Genomic DNA, 15,038 nt, shown 5'->3' with positions numbered 1-15,038 from the left:
CGGCGCACCCGGACAGTCCTAGGTGCGCAGCAGGATGTTGCGCGTCACGGCGAGGTGGTCGTGGATGGCGGCCTCGGCGTCCCCCTCCGCGAGGGCGTCGATGATGCGCTGGTGCTCGTCGCAGACCTGCCGGCGCCGGCCGTCCACCTTGATCAGAGCTTCGACGCCGACGAGGACCTGGCGGACCTGCAGCTTCCGGTAGGTCTGCGACATGAGCTCGTTCCCCACGGCGTCCACGAGGTGCTGATGGAACAGGGCGTCGAGCCGGATGAACTCCTTCACCGATGCGCCGGTGAGCGGTTCGGGAAGGGCGGCCTGCTGGCCGAGGATGTCCTGCATGCCTGCGACGGGTGGGGAGCCGGTCCCGATCGTCACCCGCGCGGCGTGACTCTCGAGGACGCCGCGGAGGTCCATCAGGTCCGAGATCTGTCGGGCCGTCACGATGGGGATGTAGGCTCCGCGCTGCGGGATGAGCTCGACGAGGCCATCGGCGACCAGGAGGAGGAATGCCTCCCGGACGGGGGTGCGCGAGACCCCGATCCGCTCCGCCAGCTCCTGCTCGTTCAGGAACCGGCCCTGCATCGATCCGTCCGTGAGGACGTTCTCCCGCAGGTACGAATACGCCCTGTCGCGACCCGAGACCGCTGCGCCGACTGTTCTTCCCATACATTAGGTATACAACGAAAAGGAGCTCCCCATGCGCGTAGCCGTCGCACAGATGACCAGTGGATCCGATCCGGTGGCGAACCTCGCACTCGTCGAGCAACTCGCCGGCGAGGCAGCGGAGGGCGGAGCCGACCTCGTGGTCTTCCCCGAAGCGACCATGTGCGCCTTCGGCAACGACCTCTCCGCCGTCGTCGAGCCCCTGGACGGGCCGTGGGCGTCGCAGGTCCGGACGATCGCCGAGCGCCTGAAGATCGTGGTGGTCGCCGGGATGTTCACGCCCGGCAGCGAGGGACGTGTCCGCAACACGCTGCTCGCCGTCGGGCCCGGCGTCGACACCAGCTACGACAAGGTGCACCTGTTCGACGCCTTCGGGTACCGGGAATCGGAGAGTGTGGAGCCGGGCACCCGGCCGGTGGTCTTCACGCTCGACGACGTCACGGTGGGCCTCGCGACCTGCTACGACATCCGCTTCCCCGCTCTGTTCACCGCGACGGCGGCGGAAGGCGCCCGGGTGAACATCGTGTGCGCCTCCTGGGGAGCCGGGGAGGGCAAGGTCGACCAGTGGTCGCTGCTGGCCCGGGCACGAGCCCTGGACAGCACCACCTTCGTGGTGGCGTGCGGCCAGGCCGACCCCGCCAGCAGCGGTGTGCCGCTGACCGGGACGGCCCCGACGGGAGTGGGGCACAGCGCCGTGGTCTCCCCGCTCGGCCGCGTCCTCGTGGAGTTCGGCCCCGAGCCGGCACTCGAGTTCGTCGACATCGACCCGGCGGAGGTCGACGACGCCCGCGGCAAGCTGCCCGTCCTCGCCAACGCGCGTCGCTTCTAGGTCCAGACCGCGCGGGGCGTCGCGGCGCCTGCCGACGGGCAGGCGCCGTCGTGCGCCCTAGGCGCCCGCCGACGTCGTCCCCGGGGCGTCGCCCGCCCGCCACACGAACTCCGGCACCGTCCCGTTGATCTCCCAGTCGCCGACGATGCGCGACTTGTAGATCACGGGGTTGTGCGACGAGATGGTGCGGGCGTTGCGCCAGTGCCGGTCGAGCTGGAGGCCCCTGCGGGTCGACGATGCGCCGAGAGCATTGAAGATCGTCGACGCGGCACGCTGGACCTGCTCGGTCACCACGATCTGCGCCTGCGAGGACGCGAATTCCACCGCTACTGCGGCGGCGTCCGCCTCGTCGCGCGAAAGGTCGAGGTGGGCCTCGTAGGCCTCCTGCACCAGCTCGGCCACCCGGAGTGCAGCAGCCTCCGACGCGAAGGCGAGCGCCGACACCTCACCGACCACCTGCTGCACCTGGATGTCCTCGCTGGGTCTCGTGCCGTTCCCGTGGCTGAAGGTGCGGGTCCTCCCGCGCACCTCCGCAGCGACGTCCCGGACGGCCGCGCGGGCGATTCCCGCGAGCGTCGCGACATGGATGAGCTGGTAGACCCCCGTGTCGTACGGCGGGTGGTCCGCCTCGACGAGAACGTCCTCGGCCGGCACGAGGACGTTCCGGAACACGGATGTGCCGCTCGCGGTCAGGCGCTGGCCGAACCCGTCCCAGTCGTCGACCACCTCGACGCCGGTCGCATCCCGCCGCACGAGGGCGATCACGTCCACGCCGTCGTCCGTGCGCGCACCCGTCTGGATCCAGTCGGCGTAGAGGCTGCCTGTCGTGTAGTACTTCGTGCCGTCCACGCGGTAGTCGTCGCCGTCGCGCGTGATGGTGGTGCTGACACCGCCGACGGCGACGGGTCCCGTCTCGGTCCACGCGTTGCCCAGCACCGCTCCTTCGGCGACGCGACGCAGCCAGACGGTGTCGTTCGCGTAGAGCCGGTCCTCGACGAACGCGATGTGGGACCGGAGGGCCTGCGCGAGATTGGACTCCGCGGCGGCGAGCTCGATGAGCAGCCGGAAGAACTGCGGGGCGCTGATGCCGCCACCGCCGAGCTCGACGGGTACGCGCAGCGCGGTGAAGCCGGCATCGGCGAGCTGGCGCACCTGGCGGTGCAGCAGGATCCGCTCGTCCTCGCGCTCGGCGGCGCCGGCGGCGATCTCCTCGAACAGCGGACGGAAACGTTGTGCGAGCCCTCCGTAGGTGACGGGTGCGGTGACGGTCTCGGCGGTCATCGGTCGGCTCCTGCCGGGTTGTGTGCGGACGGGGTGGCACCGGGGACGACGGCGGGCCGGCGCTCGGGCATGTCCGGCACGGCGTCGAGCAGCGCCCGCGTGTAGCCCGTGGTCGGAGCGGTGAAGATCGCCTCGGCACTGCCCGACTCGATCACGCGGCCGTCCTTGAGGACCAGGACGTCGTCGCTGACGTGGTGGATGACGCCGAGGTCGTGGCTGATGAACAGATAGCTCAGCCCGAGCTGCTCCTGGAGGTCCGCGAGGAGGTCGAGGACCTGCGCCTGGATCGAGACGTCGAGAGCTGAGACGGGCTCGTCGAGCAGCAGGACACGGGGCTGGAGCGCGAGGGCACGGGCGATCGCGACGCGCTGGCGCTGCCCGCCCGAGAGGGTGAGCGGCCGCCGCTCGAGAAGGTCGAGCGGCAGGCCCACCTGACCGAGGAGTTCCGCTGCACGGTCCCGCCGCTCGCCCGGCGCGCCGACGGAGCCGGCGTCCAGGGCGTCGGTGATGACCCGGCCGACGCTGAAACGGGGATCGAAGGAACTCAGCGGATCCTGGTTGACGAGCTGGATGTCGGGCCGGTGCGGACGGCGGAGATCCTCCGTGACGGCGGTCGGACCGCCGGTGCCGGTCGCGCCGCGTCGGCGGAAGCCGGAGCGGCCGCGGCCGGAACCACCGTGGTCGGCGGATTCCGCCTCCGTGAGCGCGGTCCTCGAGGTGCCGGTCCCGGCCCCGTATCGCTCGCCCTCGGACCGCCCGGCGGCGGGCGCCGCACCTCCTACCCAGGGCAGCCCCCCGAGGGTGACCGTCCCGGCGTCGGGCTCGGTGAGGCCGAGTGCGATGCGCGCCGTCGTCGACTTCCCCGATCCCGATTCGCCGACGATGCCGAGCGTCTTTCCTGCCGCGAGCGTGAAGGAGACGTCGTCGACCACCGTGCGGCGCGTGCCGTCCGGGGAGGCGTAGGTCTTCACGAGGTTGCGGGCCGCCAGCGCCGGCGCGTCCTCGGAGAAGGCCGAGAGCCGCGTGGGCCGCGAGGTCACGGAGACCCGCGGGACGGCCGAGAGCCGGGTGCCCTTGCCCGCCGCGGAGGGCACGGCGTCGATCAGCTGGCGCGTGTACTCGTGGCGCGGGTTACCGAGGACCTCGTCGGCCCGCCCGGATTCGACGATGCGCCCGTGCTGCATGACGGCGATCTCGTCGGCGAGGTGGCTGACGACGGCGAGGTCGTGCGAGATGAAGATGAGCCCGCGGCCCTGCTCCTTCAGGCCGGCCAGCAGCTCGAGGATCTGGGCCTGCACCGTGGCGTCGAGGGCCGTGGTGGGCTCGTCGGCGATCACGAGCTGCGGATCGAGCACAGTGGCCTGGGCGATCAGCGCACGCTGGCGGAGGCCGCCGGACAGTTCGCCGGAGCGCTGCCGTGCACGGACTTCGGGATCGGGGATCCCGGCGTCGCGCAGGGCGGCGTACACCCGCTCCTGCCGCTCCGCCCGGCCGCGGATACCGTGGGCGCGGAGGGCCTCGTCGATCTCCTGGCCGACGGTGCGCAGGGGGTCGAGGGACACGAGCGCGTCCTGCAGCACGTAGCCGATGTCCTTGCCGCGCAGTCTCCGCCACTGCCGTTCCGACAGGCGGGTCGCGTCGTTGCCGAGGACGTCGAGGCGGCCGGCGGACACCCGGGCGTTGGCGGCGTTGAGGCCCACGAGCGTGCGGGCCGTGACGGTCTTGCCGGAGCCGGATTCACCCACCAGGGCGAGCGCCTTGCCGGGTGCGAGGGCCAGCGAGACGTCGCGGACGACGTCGACGACGCCGCGCGGGGTGCTGAAGGAGACGTTGAGGTTGTCGATGGCGAGCAGGGGCTGCTGCACGGGGTTGGTTCCGGTGGTGTTCGTCATGGTCAGACCTCTGCTTCGAGTCGGCGCTGCAGGTGGTGGCCCACCACGGTGGTGGTCAGCGCGGCGAGGGTGATGAAGATGCCGGGGAAGGCCGCGATCCACCAGGCGACCTGGAGGTAGTTGCGTCCGTCGGCGAGCATGGCGCCCCACTCGGCGGCGGGCGGCTGGGCGCCGAGGCCGAGGAAACTCAGCGACGAGGCCCAGACGATGGCCTGGCCGATCCCGAGCGTCACGAGCACGAAGAGGGGCCGTGCGACGTTGGGGACGATCGTGTGCCAGAGGATGTGCGACTTCGAGCGGCCGAGCGCGAGGGCTGTTTCCACATACGGGGCCGCGACCACCTGCACGGTCTGGGTGCGGAGCATCCTTGCATAACCAGGGGCCGAACCGACCCCGACGGCGATGGCGGCGGTGACGACGCCGGTGCCGGACACCGCGATGACGATCAGGGCGAGGAGCAGGCCCGGGAAGGCGAACAGGATCTCGACGAAACGGCAGATCGCCGAGTCCAGCCACCTGCCGGACACACCGGCGGTGATGCCGAGGGCGCCGCCGAGGATCAGCCCGATGGCGGTGGCGGCGAGGCCGAGCAGCAGGGACTGGCCCGTGCCCGCGATCACGCGGGAGAAGACATCACGGCCGTTCTGGTCCGTGCCGAACAGATGGAGGCCATCGGGTGACTGGAAGGCGTTGGCGGGGTCGATCTCGAAGGGGTCCTGCCGCAGGAAGACCGACGGCGCGATGGCAGCGAGCACCAGGAAGGCGAGGAGCGCGGCGGCGATCCAGACGCCGATGGGCGTGTTGCGGACGAGGCGTCCGGCACGGGAGGGAGCAGGGGCCGGTGACGAGGGAGCTGCGCTGCCGCCCTCCGCCGTCGTGGTGGGGTCGAGGGTGAGGCTCATGCTGCTGATCCCTTCGGGTTCGTGCGGGGGTCGACCACGCGGTAGAGGACGTCCACCACGAGGTTCACGAGGATGTAGACCGCGGCGATGAGAAACACCACGGCGAGGGTGATGGGCAGGTCGCGGTTCACGATGGCGTCCACGAGGGACCGGCCGAGGCCCGGTCGGGCGAAGATGATCTCGGCGACGACGGCCGAGCTGACGAGCGAGCCGACGGCCCAGGCGGAGAGCGTGAGGCCGGGGAGGATCGCGTGGCGCAGGGCGTGGGTGATCCGGACGGCGGTGTCGCTGAGGCCGCGGGCACGGGCGCTCAGGACGAAGGGCTGGGCGAGGGCGTCCTCGAAGGAGGACCGCGTGACCTGGGCGATGAACCCGGCGAGCGGGACCGCCAGCGAGAGCGCCGGCAGGACGAGCGACCGGAAGCCGTCGTTGCCCGCGACCGGGAACCAGCCGAGGGTCACCGCGAAGACCACGGCCAGCATGATGCCCACCCAGAACTGAGGGAGGGAGGCGAAGAACACCTCGACAGCACGCCCGGCGCCGTCGAGCACACGCCCGCGGCCCACCGTCAGGAGGGTGAACGCCAGGGCGATCACCCAGGCGAACACGAGGGCGAGCCCGGCCAGCTGCAGGGTGGGCAGGATCTGTGGGCCGATGATCTCCAGGACGGGGACCTTGAAGATGTAGGACACCCCGAAATCGCCGGTGAGGAGGTTGCCGAGGTAGGAGAGGTACTGGACGAGGACGGGCTGGTCGAGCCCGTACTCTGCCCGCACGGCGGCGACCGTTTCTGGTGACGGCGAGGATCCCGCCCCGCCGAGGATCGCGGTGATCGGGTCACCGGGCGTGAGGCGGAGGACGAAGAACGTGAGGGTCACGGCCGCCCAGAGGACGAAGAGGCTGCCGGCCGCACGCTTCGCGATGACCTTGCCGGCGGTACCGGCCGTCGCCGTCGTGCGGGGTGCTGCGCTGAGGGAATCGAGGGAAGAGGTGCTCATTCTGAATCCACCGCCGTGACGTCGTAGAGGTAGGGGAGGGACAGGCTCGGTTCGAGGGTGAGATTGCCGTAGCGGTCGCTCCGCAGCGCCACCTGGCTGGCCTGGTTGTAGAGCGGCAGCTGGAGGGCGTTGTCGCTCACGATCTGCTGCGCCTCGTAGTAGAGGCGCTCACGCTCGGCGGGATCGTCCGTGGCCAGGGCGTCGTTGAGGATGCCGTCGAGCTCGGGGTTGCGGAAGCCCGAACCGTTCGGCACGAAGCCCGCCGATTCGGTGTACTCCGAGGAGAAGACGATCCGCAGCACGTCCGCGGTGTTGGTGTTCCAGTAGTCGGCGCGGAGGTCGTACGCGAAGTTGTTGCCGAGCTCGCTGACGGTCGCGCCGTCGCCGTTCTCGATCAGCACCTCGAAGCCGGCCTTCTTCGCCGTCGCCTGGATCTGCGTGACGAGCGCCTGGTGCGCGGTGGGCCACGCGCCGGGCGTGTAGGGGAAGTGCACGGTCAGGCGCTCGCCGTCCTTCACGCGGTAGCCCTCGTCGTCGCGCTCGGTCCAGCCCGCCTCATCGAGCAGGCGGGCCGCCTCGTCGGGGTCCGGGTCGTAGACGTGCTCGAAGTCGGGGGAGTAGAAGCCCGTGGTGGAGCTCAGCGGGCCGCCGGCCCGGGTCACGGTGCCGAAGTACACGCTGTTGATGCCCGCATCGACGTAGGCGCTGTGCAGGAAGGCCTTGCGGATGTCCACGTCGTCGAACGGTGCCCGGGTGGTGTTGAGGATCAGGTTGGTCGGGTTGCCGGGCCGGTCCTGCAGGATCAGTTCGACGTTCGGGTCCGCCTCGGCCTCGCCGAAGTGCACCGACGGCATGAGGTCGAGGGCGTCCACCTGGCCCGCCCGCAGGAGGCCGTAGCGGGTGGAGTCCTCGGGGACGATGCGCCACTCGATCTTCTCGATGTGCGCCGGCCCCTCGTGCTGCGCATACGGCGGAGCGGAGTTGTAGTCCTCGTTGCGCACCAGGCTGACCTTGGACTGCGGCACGTAGTCGACGATCTTGTATGGCCCGGTACCCACGGGTGCGTTGCAGTTCTCGGCCTGCGGCCGTTTGAGCGCCTCGGGCGATTCGATGCCGAGGAACGGCTGGGCGAGCACCTCGAGGAACGCGGCGTAGGGGCGGTTGAGGGTGACGACGGCGGTGGTCTCGTCCACGACCTCGGTGCCCACGTAGGGCTTGAGGTAGCCGCCGGCCGTGCCGGACTGCGTGTCGGGGTCGATCATGTGGTCGAGGTTGGCCTTGACCGCCTCCGCGGTGAGCTTGGTCCCGTCGGTGAACCAGACGTCGTCGCGCACCGTGAAGGTGTAGGTGAGGCCGTCGTCGGACACGGACCAGTCCGTGGCGAGCCACGGGTGGATGGCCCCTTCGCTGTCCTGGGACACGAGGGAGTCGAGGTAGTTCGCCGCGATGGACGCCTGCGGCATGTCCCCGTTGACGTGGGGGTCGAGGCAGGAGATGTCCTTGCCGGTGGCGAAGACGAAGGTGTCGTCCTCGCTCGCGGCTGCTGATCCTCCGCAGCCGCTCGTGGTGAGCACCAGGCCCGCCGCGACGGCGAGCAGGGCGAGGGTGCGGGGTGGACGGGGAGTGCTGGGGCTTGCTGTTCTCACGCGTGGCTCCTGAATCATCGCCCGATGGAGGGTGATACAGGTCAGCCAGCAGTCGCCCCGGGCGTGCCGGAGCACGGAAGGGCAGACCAACGAAAGCGTGTAGCTTCTCCATCGGTCCTGGCAGTAGCACCGTTCCCCGTTGCTACACGGGGAGGGTTGCTGCGGCGTCGTCGATCCAGGTCTCTCGGCCGCTCGGGATGGTTATGGCTACAGCTAAGCGCACCGGAGGGCGGGGGCGCCAGTGGTGCCCGTCATATTCGGTCACGCGGTGCTCCGGGACGGCTTCCCCCGACGCCCGACAGCTGCACCAGGAGTTCCACCTTGCGGCCGAGCGCGAAGCCGCTGAGGTCCGGCAGCCGCACCAGGTACTCGTCCTCGACCAGCAGGTTCAGGAGCCGGTAGGTGGTCGCCTTCGGCAGCCCGAGGTTGCGGCTCACCTCCAGCCCGGTGACCCCGGGTCCGCACCGCGCAACCTCCTCGAGCACAGCGAGGGCGCTCCGCACCGCTTTGGGCTGGCGGGCCCGCAGGCCGACGTCGTCGGGCCGGTCCGTGGTCATGGGGCATCGCCCGCGGCAGTGTTCCGACCACCTCCGAGCACGGCGTCCTGCGTGGGCACGTCGTAGAGCCCGAGGACGGGGTCGGCCGACCGGTGACGGCGGTGCCACAGGAACCAGAGCAGCGCGGTGGCCAGCAGGATGCAGAAGATCCAGCCGCTCGCACTCCGGCCCGCACCCGCGAGGGTGATCCGATAGGCGACGAGGGCACCCGCGAGTGCCACCGAAGTGATCCCGGCCGCGAGCGCCGGCCGGAGGGTCAGCTCGCCGATGCGCCGCAGGAAGACCGGCACTGCACAGCACGCCAGCAGATAGGCGGTGACGTAGGCGGTGGCTGCGGTGCCGAGGAGCTTGTTCATCGCCTCGCCCGTTCCGAGGCCGAGCAGGATCAGCGTCGCCGGAACGACCGTAACCACGGGCATGGCAGCCAGGACGGCATGGACGGGCGTCCGGAACCGGAGGTGGGCGTGCCCGAGCCAGGCGGGTAGGACATCCTCCCGGCCCATGGTCAGCAGCACCCGGGCCAGTGCGGTGGCGCACGCGAGCGTGCACGCGAAGAAGGACAGCGCGGCGCCGGCGTCGAGCAGGGGGACCAGCCACGGGAGGCCCGCAGCCCGCATCGCGGGACCGAAGACCTGCGACCCGTCGTCGTCCAGCGGGGGCACGGATTGCAGCAGGACCCGTTGGGCCAGGGCTGCCACGACGTACAGCACACCCCCGCCGGCGGCACTCCAGAGCAGCACTCGGGGAATGTTCCGCAGCGGCCTGCGCGTCTCGGCGCCCAGGACGGTGGCGCTCTCGAAGCCCACGAAGGCCATCAGGGCCAGGACGGCGCCCGTCGCCAGGCCGCTGAAGCCCGGGTCCGGCACGGCGGCCCGGACGTCGACGTCGGGCAGGGCCTCGCGTGGGACCGCGAGGAACACGAGGACGATCGGCACCACGAGGACCAGGAGCGCCGCTCCTTCGGCCATGAGCATGGCGAGGGAGGACAGGCGGAGACCCCGGATGAGCAGCCACGTGCAGGTCCCGCCGACCGTGAGGATGACGCCCGCCATCACCGGATCGGCGAATTGCGGCCGGCCGAACGACGCGATGAGGTCCGAGGCGTGCAGCGCGAAGCCGATCAGCGCGAACATCGCGACGCAGGCGTAACCGATGATCAGCGAGCAGCCCGTCGCGAGGGCGACCAGGGGTCGCCACGTGCCCGTGCTGCCCAGGGCCTGGGCCACGTAGCTGTACAGCGAGCCGGCAGCTCCCATGCGCCGCGCGTACTGGCCGAGCGTGTAGCCGATCAGCAGGACCAGGACCGTCGCGCAGAGGATCGACGTAACCGCGTGGCGGCCTGCGGCGGCGGTGACCATCGCGGGCATGGTCACGGCCGCGGCAACCGGTGCCATCGCGGAGACCGACTGCGCGAGGGCATCCACGGGGCCGAGGCTCCGCCGGGCCAGGCCGTGGAGCGGAGAGATGTCCGCCAGTCCCGTCACGCGAGGAGGGCTGGCGACGGCGTCCTGCAGTGGCTTCATGATCTGCCTTTCCCCCGCGAACAGTAGGTGCGCCGTGTTGCCCTGATGTTTCACGACGCCTGTATGACGCAGCAGGCGCGACGACGTCGCAGGTGGGGCTCCGGGCACGCCGTGCGGGAGTCTCATTTGGAACGACGGCAGCTTTTACCGGGCGATGATCGGGCGGAAACGGTCCGTTGGAAGCATCGCTGCATGGCTATCTCCCCCACAGGCACGGCGTCCGCATCCGCCGTCGGCCCCCAGCGCCTCACCGGCACCCTGGGCGCCGGATCCATCGTGTTCATGGTCGTCGCGGCGGCATCGCCGCTGACCGTCATCGGCGGCGCCGCGCCGCTCGGAATCCTGCTGGGCAACGGGCCGGGGTATCCCAGCATGTACGCCGTCGCAGGGCTCATCCTCCTCCTGTTCTCCGTGGGCCTGAGCGCGATGAGCCGGGTGGTACCGAGGCCCGGGGCGTTCTTCACCTACGTGGGCTACGGGCTCGGCAGGAAGCAGGGTCTGGGAGCTGCGTTCCTCGCCCTCCTCACCTACACGACCATCCAGGTCGCGGTGTACGGCTACCTCGGCTTCAGCCTGAACCTCGCACTGACCAACCTCGGACTGCCGGAGCTGCCGTGGTGGCTCTACGCGCTCGCCATGATCGCGTTCGTCGGCGTCCTCGGCTACCGGCACATCGAACTGAGCTCGAAGGTGCTCGGTGTCCTGCTGGTCGCCGAGATCGGCATCGTCCTGGTGCTCGCAGCGGTCGTCATGGCCACCGGCGGCGCGGAGGGCCTCTCCGCGGCTCCCTTCACGCCGGTCAACATCTTCTCGGGCGCTCCGGGCGTGGGCCTCATGATGGCGATCGCCGGATTCATCGGCTTCGAGGCCACCGCGATCTTCCGCGACGAGGCCAAGGACCCCGAGAAGACCATCCCGCGCGCCACCTATGCCGCCGTCCTCCTCATCGGCCTGTTCTACACGTTCGGTGGCTGGGCCCTGGTCATGGCCTGGGGTCCGTCCCAGGTGGTGCAGGCCGCAGCGGAGGATCCGGGAGCGATGATCGTGGTCACCGCCGCCAACTACCTCGGCAGCGCGGGCGCCATCGCCATCAACGTGCTACTCCTGACGAGCCTGTTCGCCTGCGTGCTGTCCTTCCACAACGTCATCACCCGCTACCAGCACTCGATGGCCGCCGCCGGCACCATGCCCCAGCTCCTGGCCGACGTGCACCCCCGCCACCTCTCGCCCCACAAGTCGTCGCTCGCGCAGACGATCACCGCCACCGTCCTCATCGTGGCGTTCGCCCTGCTGCGCATGGATCCCGTGCTGCAGGTCTTCACCTGGCTCTCGGGCATCGCCACCCTCGCGATCGTGGTGCTCATGGCCCAGACATGCCTGGCGGTCGTGGCCTACTTCGGCCGCCACTCCGAGCTCACCGGGGGTCCCTGGCGGACACGGATCGCGCCGGTCCTGGCCCTGGTCGGCCTCCTCGCCGCAGGCGCCGTGATCGTCGCGTACTTCCCGATGCTCGTGGGCGGCGGTTGGGGCCTGAGCCTGGCCCTGATGGCCACCATCCCGCTCACCATGGCGGCCGGCCTGCTGCGCGGCCGCTACCTCGAACGCCAGGACGGCGCCGCCTACGCACGCATCACGGACGCCATCGCCGGCTAGGACCGGACGACGGCGCGACCCGCCACGGCCACGGCGCAGCCCGCACACCACCGACCCTCCTGTTATCCCACCGTAAGGACCCGAAGACATGACAGTTGTAGATGACACCACCGCACCGGCTCCCGTCGCCACGGAGGCCCTCGGGCGCGTCGACGTCCTGGCCGGACTCGACGGCGCCGAGATCACGAGGGTCCAGGCCCTCGTCCACGCGGCGGGCGGTACCGACGCGGACACCCGCTTCGTCTACGTGGGACTCGTCGAACCCGCGAAGTCCGAGGTACTCGCCTACGAGGACGGCACCGGACCCCTGCCCGAGCGCATCGCCCGCGTGATGCTGCTCAACCTGGGCAGCGGAGAGGCACGCGACCTGCGTGTCTCCCTGACGTCCGACGTCGTCCTCCGGACCACGATCGTGGACGGATCGACCGGCCAGCTGCCGATCCTGGAAGCCGAGTTCGAGATCATCGACCCCATCCTGCAGGCCGACACAGCGTGGCGCGACGCCATCGAGGCCCGCGGACTCGACCCGATGAAGGTCATCTCGGCCCCGCTCTCACCCGGCTACTACGAGAACGAGGGGGAGAGCGGGCACCGGATCATCCGCTGCTTCGGCTTCTACCGCGAGAACGTGGAGGACAACATCTGGGCCCGCCCCATCGACGGCCTCTGCGCCTACGTCGACCCGATCGCCCGGACCGTGCTCGACGTCGTCGACTACAAGACGTTCGACCTGCCACCCGAGGTCGGCAACTTCCACCTGGCGGACTACCGCGGCCCCGAGCTCACCACCCTGAAGCCGATCGAGATCACGCAGCCCGAGGGCCCGTCCTTCAGCGTGGACGGCTCGAGGATCGAGTGGGCCAACTGGAAGCTCGGCGTGAGCTTCGATGCCCGCGAAGGGCTCATCCTGCGCCAGCTGAGCTTCCAGGACCAGGACGTGGACCGCCCGGTGATGTACCGCGGGTCGATCGCGGAGATGGTGGTCCCCTACGCCGATCCGTCGCCCACGCGCTACTGGCAGAACTACTTCGACACCGGGGAGTACCTGTTCGGCCGTTTCGCGAACGAACTGCAGCTGGGCTGCGACTGCCTCGGCGAGATCCACTACTTCGACGCGACCATCGCCGACGAGTCGGGGAGCCCCAAGACCATCAAGAACGCGATCTGCATGCACGAGGAGGACTACGGCACCCTCTGGAAGCACAACGACCTGTTCACCGGATCCTCCGACGTCCGCCGCCAGCGCCGGCTCGTCATCAGCTTCTTCACCACCGTGGGCAACTACGACTACGGCTTCTACTGGTACCTCTACCTCGACGGCACCATCGAGTGCGAGGCCAAGCTGACCGGGATCCTCTTCCCGTCCGCCTACCCCGGCGGCGACTATCCCTACGCCTCCGAGGTGGCCCCCGGGGTCGGTGCGCCGTACCACCAGCACCTGTTCTCCGCGCGTCTGGACATGACGGTCGACGGCGTGAACAACACTGTGGTGGAGGTCGACGCGCAGCGCCTCCCGATGGGACCCGGAAACCCGTACGGTAACGCCTTCACCAACAAGGCCACGCCCATCACGTCCGAGGCCGACGGCGGCCGCATCGCCGATGCGAGTGTCGGCCGGACCTGGCACATCACCAATCCCGGGAAGAAGAACCGGCTGGGGAAGCCCACCGGATACGTGCTCTACCCGGAGCAGACGCCCACGCTTCTCGCCGATCCAGCCGCAGGCATCACGTCCCGTGCCTCGTACACCACCAAGCACCTCTGGGTCTCCGCCTACGACCAGGAGGAGCGCTATCCGGCGGGGGACCTCGTGAACCAGAACCCGGGCGGGGACGGGCTGCCCCGGTACATGGCCGCGGACCGGAACCTCGAGAACACCGACGTCGTGCTGTGGCACACCTTCGGGCTCACCCACTTCCCGCGACCGGAGGACTGGCCCGTCATGCCCGTGGACTACGCCAAATTCACCCTGAAGCCGCACGGCTTCTTCGGCGGCAACCCGGTGCTCAACGTCCCGGCCGGCACCAGTGGTCACTGCGCCATGGGCACGGATGACGGTGGCGCCACCGGGTCCTGCCATTGACCCGGCTTGCCTGACCCGGCTTGCCTGATCCGATTCGCCTGATCCGGCTTGCCTGATCCCCATCTGCCGTCCCCGTCCGCCGTCCCCAGGAGCAGTCGGATGAACACCTCGCTCAGCGCGATCATGCTGCTGTCAGCAGCAGCGGGATTCGCTGTCTGCGTCAGGGGACTGGTTCCCCGGGGGCGGCGTCGGCTGGTCGGATCCATGGCTGGGCCGGTCGGCGGCAGGACCCCGGGACTCCGCGACGGATGGTCGCCCGGGGAACCTGCCGATGTCGGGCGTACCCCCGGAAGCGCCGTCGTCGGCATGGCCGTCATGCTCGTCGCCATGGCGGATATGGCCTTCGACGCCGTGTACCTGCTGCCCGGCGTCGTCTGGGGTGTGGTGCTGCTGCTGGCCGGGCCCCTCCTGCTGGTGGGCGGACGCAGCACGGCCGGGCCGGCGCCCTGCGGTTTCGGCATGCACCGCTCACTGTCCATGATCGCGATGGCTGCCCTGACGATCACCGGAGGGCACGCGGACGATGCAGGCCCCGGTGTCACCACCCATGCCGGGCACGCGCACGGTGGCCCGACCCTCCTGCCGGTCCTGCTGGCGGCGGGCGTCGCAGCCCTTCTCGCCTACACGGTGGTGCTGGTCGTGGCACACCGCCGTACACATCGGGACGATGCACGAAGGGGCTCAAGGTTCCTGCCGAGAGCAGGCGTGGAATCCTGCCTGGCAGCCGTCAGCGTTGCCGCGATGGCGGCGTCGATGGTCGCGTGAGCGCGTGAGCGGGTGAGCGGAGTTCGGCCTCGCTGACCGGCACTCGGACCGTCCTGGCTCGACAGCCGGATCGACGTGTGCGGTCGAAACTCGACCGGCGTGCTTCAATAACCGGGCCATCGCGGTCCCGTCGGTACCCGACCGAGGTGGCTTGACAGCCGGATCGACACGGCGGTCGAAACTCGACCGGCGTGTTTCAAGAGCCGGGCCATCGCGGTTCGGCCGGTACCCGACTGGGCGGGGGAT

The 15,038-nt window shown here is 70.2% G+C and carries 12 protein-coding genes and 1 riboswitch; of the genes, 4 read left to right on the top strand and 8 right to left on the bottom strand.

Annotated elements, in window-relative coordinates; all coding sequences use genetic code 11:
- Positions 1 to 18 precede the first annotated feature (18 nt).
- Positions 19 to 666: a GntR family transcriptional regulator gene (locus tag AC0Z9V_RS11545; RefSeq protein ID WP_133082827.1), complete on the bottom strand. Its 648-nt coding sequence runs from the start codon at positions 664 to 666 to the stop codon at positions 19 to 21.
- A 31-nt stretch (positions 667 to 697) separates the two neighbouring features.
- Here AC0Z9V_RS11545 and AC0Z9V_RS11540 point away from each other — a divergent pair, with 31 nt between their 5' ends.
- Positions 698 to 1,492: a carbon-nitrogen hydrolase family protein gene (locus tag AC0Z9V_RS11540; RefSeq protein ID WP_485141594.1), complete on the top strand. Its 795-nt coding sequence runs from the start codon at positions 698 to 700 to the stop codon at positions 1,490 to 1,492.
- A 57-nt stretch (positions 1,493 to 1,549) separates the two neighbouring features.
- Here AC0Z9V_RS11540 and AC0Z9V_RS11535 read toward each other — a convergent pair whose 3' ends face one another.
- The 7 genes from AC0Z9V_RS11535 to AC0Z9V_RS11505 all read right to left on the bottom strand — a co-directional run bounded on the left by AC0Z9V_RS11535 (position 1,550) and on the right by AC0Z9V_RS11505 (position 10,291).
- A complete protein-coding gene (locus AC0Z9V_RS11535; protein ID WP_485141593.1) occupies positions 1,550 to 2,773 on the bottom strand; it encodes an acyl-CoA dehydrogenase family protein in 1,224 nt (407 codons plus the stop codon).
- Entirely contained in the window at positions 2,770 to 4,665 is a 1,896-nt protein-coding gene (locus AC0Z9V_RS11530) for a dipeptide ABC transporter ATP-binding protein (RefSeq protein ID WP_485141592.1), read from the bottom strand. The genes AC0Z9V_RS11535 and AC0Z9V_RS11530 overlap by 4 nt, the downstream gene beginning before the upstream one ends.
- 2 nt (positions 4,666 to 4,667) lie before the next feature.
- The gene (locus AC0Z9V_RS11525; RefSeq protein ID WP_485141591.1) at positions 4,668 to 5,567 is read right to left on the bottom strand and encodes an ABC transporter permease; all 900 of its coding nucleotides are present in this window, start codon (positions 5,565 to 5,567) and stop codon (positions 4,668 to 4,670) included.
- Entirely contained in the window at positions 5,564 to 6,565 is a 1,002-nt protein-coding gene (locus AC0Z9V_RS11520; RefSeq protein ID WP_133082819.1) for an ABC transporter permease, read from the bottom strand. The genes AC0Z9V_RS11525 and AC0Z9V_RS11520 overlap by 4 nt, the downstream gene beginning before the upstream one ends.
- Positions 6,562 to 8,211, bottom strand: coding sequence for an ABC transporter substrate-binding protein (locus AC0Z9V_RS11515; RefSeq protein ID WP_485141590.1), 1,650 nt, complete (start codon positions 8,209 to 8,211; stop codon positions 6,562 to 6,564). Before AC0Z9V_RS11515 ends, AC0Z9V_RS11520 begins: the two co-directional genes overlap by 4 nt.
- Positions 8,212 to 8,316: 105 nt before the next feature.
- Positions 8,317 to 8,415: riboswitch (SAM riboswitch) on the bottom strand.
- Positions 8,416 to 8,462: 47 nt separating this feature from the next.
- The gene (locus AC0Z9V_RS11510) at positions 8,463 to 8,768 is read right to left on the bottom strand and encodes a helix-turn-helix domain-containing protein (RefSeq protein ID WP_133082817.1); all 306 of its coding nucleotides are present in this window, start codon (positions 8,766 to 8,768) and stop codon (positions 8,463 to 8,465) included.
- On the bottom strand, positions 8,765 to 10,291 hold the full coding sequence (locus AC0Z9V_RS11505; RefSeq protein ID WP_485141589.1) for an APC family permease: 1,527 nt from the start codon (positions 10,289 to 10,291) through the stop codon (positions 8,765 to 8,767). Before AC0Z9V_RS11505 ends, AC0Z9V_RS11510 begins: the two co-directional genes overlap by 4 nt.
- A gap of 192 nt (positions 10,292 to 10,483) precedes the next feature.
- Between AC0Z9V_RS11505 and AC0Z9V_RS11500 the strand changes: the two genes are divergently transcribed.
- From AC0Z9V_RS11500 to AC0Z9V_RS11490, 3 genes are all read left to right on the top strand, one after another.
- Entirely contained in the window at positions 10,484 to 11,944 is a 1,461-nt protein-coding gene (locus AC0Z9V_RS11500; protein WP_485141588.1) for an APC family permease, read from the top strand.
- 88 nt (positions 11,945 to 12,032) lie between these two features.
- A complete protein-coding gene (locus tag AC0Z9V_RS11495; protein ID WP_485141587.1) occupies positions 12,033 to 14,027 on the top strand; it encodes a primary-amine oxidase in 1,995 nt (664 codons plus the stop codon).
- Positions 14,028 to 14,126: 99 nt separating this feature from the next.
- A complete protein-coding gene (locus AC0Z9V_RS11490; RefSeq protein ID WP_485141586.1) occupies positions 14,127 to 14,792 on the top strand; it encodes a hypothetical protein in 666 nt (221 codons plus the stop codon).
- Positions 14,793 to 15,038 lie beyond the last annotated feature (246 nt).

It is taken from the genome of Arthrobacter sp. UYP4 (assembly GCF_057291175.1).
The sequence above is the reverse complement of the archived record's forward strand: the minus strand, read 5'-3'. Positions and strand labels throughout refer to the sequence as shown.

Coding starts and splice junctions, on each gene's coding strand:
- AC0Z9V_RS11545 (WP_133082827.1), bottom strand. CDS start 666: ATGGGAAGAACAGTCGGCGCAGCGGTCTCGGGTCGCGACAGGGCGTAT.
- AC0Z9V_RS11540 (WP_485141594.1), top strand. CDS start 698: ATGCGCGTAGCCGTCGCACAGATGACCAGTGGATCCGATCCGGTGGCG.
- AC0Z9V_RS11535 (WP_485141593.1), bottom strand. CDS start 2,773: ATGACCGCCGAGACCGTCACCGCACCCGTCACCTACGGAGGGCTCGCA.
- AC0Z9V_RS11530 (WP_485141592.1), bottom strand. CDS start 4,665: ATGACGAACACCACCGGAACCAACCCCGTGCAGCAGCCCCTGCTCGCC.
- AC0Z9V_RS11525 (WP_485141591.1), bottom strand. CDS start 5,567: ATGAGCCTCACCCTCGACCCCACCACGACGGCGGAGGGCGGCAGCGCA.
- AC0Z9V_RS11520 (WP_133082819.1), bottom strand. CDS start 6,565: ATGAGCACCTCTTCCCTCGATTCCCTCAGCGCAGCACCCCGCACGACG.
- AC0Z9V_RS11510 (WP_133082817.1), bottom strand. CDS start 8,768: ATGACCACGGACCGGCCCGACGACGTCGGCCTGCGGGCCCGCCAGCCC.
- AC0Z9V_RS11505 (WP_485141589.1), bottom strand. CDS start 10,291: ATGAAGCCACTGCAGGACGCCGTCGCCAGCCCTCCTCGCGTGACGGGA.
- AC0Z9V_RS11500 (WP_485141588.1), top strand. CDS start 10,484: ATGGCTATCTCCCCCACAGGCACGGCGTCCGCATCCGCCGTCGGCCCC.
- AC0Z9V_RS11495 (WP_485141587.1), top strand. CDS start 12,033: ATGACAGTTGTAGATGACACCACCGCACCGGCTCCCGTCGCCACGGAG.
- AC0Z9V_RS11490 (WP_485141586.1), top strand. CDS start 14,127: ATGAACACCTCGCTCAGCGCGATCATGCTGCTGTCAGCAGCAGCGGGA.